The following is a 4,700-nucleotide window of genomic DNA, read 5'->3' as shown; positions in this document are numbered from 1 at the left end:
GAGTTTGCACCAGGCCTGGTGATGGATTTGCCGAATGAATTATTGGATTTTGAACCAGGTAAAACCGGCACGCTCGACTGGAAAATCAATGGCAAAAACTATGTTGTTGGTTATCAAATGTCGAAAGGTTACCGTGAATACAAAACCACCGACGGCTACGATAACCCGATCCTCGCCTTAGCTTTAACCCCCATATAAGCCAAACCACCAGGCCTGGTGGTGATTCCTAGAGGTCAGAGAAATTGATACTGACCTCATCAATCAGCTCAGCGGGTAAATATTGATGGGCGTATTCCAAGTAGAGGCCAGATTGATAAAAAAACTTCACCAAACCTCGATCCAAATCATCGTCTTTCGCCATGAAATATAAAATTTTCATCGCCACCGATAAGGGGTTGGCTTTTTTATAAGGACGGTCGTGCGCGGTCAAAGCTTCAAACACATCGGCCACCGCTAAAATACGTGCATCAAACGAAATCTCGTCACCTTTTAAACCTAACGGATAGCCTTTACCATTAATTTTTTCGTGGTGTGCACCCGCAATGTGCGGGATGTCTTTATACTTTTCGGGGAAAGGTAACTGCTTTAATACCGCCAAACCAATTTCGGCGTGTTCATTAATAATTAAACGCTCTTCGTTGGTTAAGGTGCCTTTTTGCACCACTAAACAATAGGCCTCTTCGGCGCTAATCAATGCCAAGGTTTGCTCACCTATTTGGAAAGGTTGATCCGCCAACTTTTGGATCGCAACCACCTGCTCATCGGGCAAAAACTCACCACCGGTATTACTTTTTCTTACCAGTGCCAAACCCTGTTCGAGCTGATTCAAATGGCTCAAGAGTTCGGTTTCAATCTCGGCCTGGCGTGCTGGATAATTTAACTGCATACGTAATGCGTTTTTTTCCATTTCGGCTCGAATATGTAACGCACGCTGCTCAACCAGTTCTATACGATCAAAATGTCCGTCCAACTTGGTCGCTTTATCCATCACGGTTTCGGGTGTAGCCAACTTACCAATATCATGCATCAAAGCCGCTAGTTTAATCTGCTTGGCTTGCTCATCGTTATAAGTGATGTTGGCGTAGGTTTGTTGATCATGATGAATCTTATCGGCCAGCAATTCACTTAATGCCACCATCCGATTGATATGGCCGGCGGTATAAGGCGACTTGCGCCCCATCGTATAAATAATGCTGTTTAAAAAAGATTCGAGCAAATTCTCCAAATCATCAATTAACTGCGCATTGGTTAAAGCCACTGCGGCCTGAGAAGCCAAGGATAAGGTCACGGCTTCGTCTTCCTCAGTAAAACTAATCGTCGCCTGATCCAGGTCCTGCTTGTTTAATAACTGCAACACCCCAATCACTTTTTGCTCAAAGTTGCGTAATGGAATTACCAACATCGACTGCGAGCGATAACCCGTGCCTTCATCAAACTTTTTAGTGCCATCAAACGAAAAACCTTCGGCCTGATACACATCTTCAATATTAATCACCCGATCTTCTAACGCACAAGTCGCGGCCACCATTTTTTTGTTTTGACGACCATCGTCTAAAATTAAAGGCAGCGGCGGCCAACTAATCGGAGCGCTGGTGCCGCCCATTTTGATGCCTAACGAATCGGTTTGTGCCACCGTAAAGTGCAACTGTTGATCTTTTAATAGATAAAGGGTTCCGCCATCCGCACCCGTGAGGTTTTTAGCTTCGCTGACAATCATTTCTAACAGATGATTAAGGTTTTTTTCGGCCGACAACGCCACCCCGATGCGATTGAGTTTTTCAACTTGTTCAGCCTGATTAACTGGCTCATAGTGTTTGATAATGGCACCGGTATCGAGCTGAATTTGATCGCCTTCATTTAAGAAGTTTTGATCCGATAAACCCATCGCTTTTAGCTCCGATCGAATCTCTTCCTCGTAAGCCGGTTTTAGGTGAAATAAGTAAATTTGGACATCGTGACGTTTTAAGTTGAGTAACTCTTGTGCGAGCAATTTGGGGGTTAAATGTTGGCTGGCCTGCGCGATCTGAGACAACCGATTGGGAAATGAGACATCCAATACGACCGATCGCACGGACGGGTTGTCATTAATCAGCGGCCAAATTTCCGGGTTACTATAGCCATCGCCCCCAAACACTAGAGCCTGATCGGCATGTTCGATCACATAACCGCAACTGCCAAGCGTGTGATAGGCTTGAATTGGTGTAAGCACCAGGCCTGGTTCAACTTCATAAGGTTTATTCAGTTCAATCGGCTGAAACTCAAGCGCAAACGCTTGATGGTTAAGTAATCGAATGTTTGAAAAATCCGGCCAAACTTTATCATTAAACACGTGCTGTTTAAGGGCTTCTAGCGTTTCAGGCAAACCAAATACTTGCAACGGTTTTTGGCGAGTCTCAAAATACTGATCCAGCCAAAAGCCTAAATCTAAAATATGATCTAAGTGAGCATGAGTCAAAAAAACACGTTCTACTAAACGCGCTTCGTCCCCCAAACCATTCAAAATATTACCGGCGTCAATCAAGGTCGTATCCGACACTTGAATACAGGTGGTTTGTGCCGACTTCGCACGACTGCCGTGCGTGCCTAAAAATCGAATACTATGCATGGCTCGAATCTCTTGATTACTTGGTGGTCAAGGTAAATACACCGTCAAAGTTGTACGGCGGATTTTCAATATAATGCCGACAGCGTTCAACGTACATCGTATAAAGTGTTTGCGGATAATCGTGTTGTAACGCCTCAAATAAAACCAAGGCTTGATCAAAGCAGGCCTGGTGATAAGCGGCTTGTGCCTGATTATAACGTTGCATTTCTGGCTCTTGGTAATCATACCAGGCCTGGTGCTTGTCACCCAAACACTCATACACCGAAACCGGTTGCGCTTTGCCTTTTACTCGAACTTTATCAAGTAGGCGGATTTTATATACTTGCGGGTCTTTTAAAGCCGACAGCGTAAACTCGGTTAATACAATTTGTGCACCGTAAGGTTTACTTAAGCCTTCCGCGCGTGAGGCCAAATTTACCGGATCACCAATCACCGTATAATCCGACCGGCCTAACGAACCCATTTCACCCACCACCGACAAGCCGGTATTTAAACCTATGCCAATTTTCAAAGTCGGCAAACCTTCCAAGCTGAGCTGTTTATTTAGGTCTTCCAGCGCAAAAATTTGTTCAATTGCCGCTTGCAGCGCTTCATCAGCATGTTGTTCGATTGGCAGTGGTGCGTTCCAATAGGCCATAATCGCATCACCAATAAATTTATCAACCGTACCTTGGTGGCGTGTTATCACCTCCACCATTGGCGTCATATAACGGTTAAGCAACTTAATTAACGCCTGAGCCGAACCCATGGTTTCCGACAAATTGGTAAAGCCACGAATATCGCTAAAGAAAATCGTAATTTCTTGCTCGCGACCTTCCAATACCAAATCGTCCGGATGATTAATCAGCTCCTCCACCACGGCGGCAGAGACTTTTTGTGCAAATCGGTTTTTGATTAAGGTCTTTTGTTTGGTTTCATAAAAATAGTTCACCACCGTACCCACTAAAAACAAGCCAACCAAAGCAAACAGCGGCATGATGGTATTTAACAGCAACCCTTGCTGGGTAAATGCATAATAATGCCCAAAACCAATGCTTAAAAACAAACCCGATGCGACTAAGAAACCGGCAACCGATCCCAGCCAAATCAACATCGCGCCCACCAGCAAACTCAATAACACAATGCTAAACAAATCCGCGCCCAACACCCACATGGGTTTGGCGATAAATTCTTGATTCAACATATTGTCGAGCGCGGTGGCGTGTACTTCGACACCGGGGAAAACGCTATCAAACGGCGTGGCCCGCAAATCCAACAACCCAGCGGCCGACGTACCCACCAAGGCGATTTTACCGGCAACTTGTTCTACTGGAACACGGCCATGAACAATATCGGTGGCCGAAATATACTTATATTGAAAGGATTCACCTCGGAAATTGAGCAATAAACGGCCATGACTGTCAGTGGGGATTTGTAAATCGCCAATGTAAACCGATTCCACGCCGTTATTTTCATACTGAATAGTTAATCGATTTTCACCTAGAATAATGCGCATCATTTCCAAGCTTAAAGCCGGAAACAACATACCGTCGTATTCCATCACTAACGGTACACTGCGCACCACCCCATCCGTATCGGGAAGTGTATTGAAATAACCGCTCGAATAAGCACTGTTTTGAACTTCAGGAATATTCAGAACCGTGCGATAAGGTTTAAACAAATAGGACGCATCGGGTTTGTCACGTTCAACAATAATAGCTTGAGAAGACGGCGCTTTGCCTGGAGAAACTGGGTCAGGGTTTTGGATAAACACATAACCCAAAATAGTCGGCGTTTCGGCTACCGTCTGTGCCAACATGGCATCGAAATCCGGCAGGTTGTCATCTTGCATGCCCAAACGCTCAAACACTCGTTTAGGTGAACTGTTATCCGGTTCGGCAAATACCACGTCTAACCCAATCATACCGACATCCAAATCGGCCAAGCCTTTTAACAAAGCCGACACCTGATCACGGGGCCAAGGCCATTGGCCGATTTCATTCAAACTCTGTTCATCAATGTCGATAATTACTATCGCCGGATCAGCGGGCAGCTCGCCGCGCCACAACATCATTTGGTCTTTAACTTTTAATTCAAACGGTTCTTGTAGCTGAGG

General features: G+C 45.2%; 3 protein-coding genes. 1 reads left to right on the top strand and 2 read right to left on the bottom strand.

Going from position 1 to position 4,700, the window contains the following annotated elements:
• The coding region (locus IBX48_RS09830; RefSeq protein WP_296833973.1) for a hypothetical protein at window positions 1-198 on the top strand (198 nt) is incomplete at its 5' end.
• Window positions 199-226: 28 nt separating this feature from the next.
• Here IBX48_RS09830 and IBX48_RS09825 read toward each other — a convergent pair.
• Together IBX48_RS09825 and IBX48_RS09820 are read right to left on the bottom strand one after the other, a co-directional pair.
• Window positions 227-2,605 (bottom strand): HD domain-containing phosphohydrolase, encoded by a 2,379-nt coding sequence (locus IBX48_RS09825; RefSeq protein ID WP_296833969.1) that lies wholly within the window; start codon window positions 2,603-2,605, stop codon window positions 227-229.
• Window positions 2,606-2,621: 16 nt separating this feature from the next.
• The coding region (locus IBX48_RS09820; protein ID WP_296833966.1) for an adenylate/guanylate cyclase domain-containing protein at window positions 2,622-4,700 on the bottom strand (2,079 nt) is incomplete at its 5' end.

Origin of the sequence: Thiomicrospira sp. (genome assembly GCF_014859555.1) — a bacterium.
Taxonomy (GTDB): Bacteria; Pseudomonadota; Gammaproteobacteria; order Thiomicrospirales; family Thiomicrospiraceae; genus Thiomicrospira.
This window is presented reverse-complemented; position numbering and strand designations above follow the sequence as displayed.

What these genes read in the sequence shown, in the direction of transcription:
- IBX48_RS09825 (WP_296833969.1), bottom strand. Translation starts at nt 2,605, where the DNA reads ATGCATAGTATTCGATTTTTAGGCACGCACGGCAGTCGTGCGAAGTCG.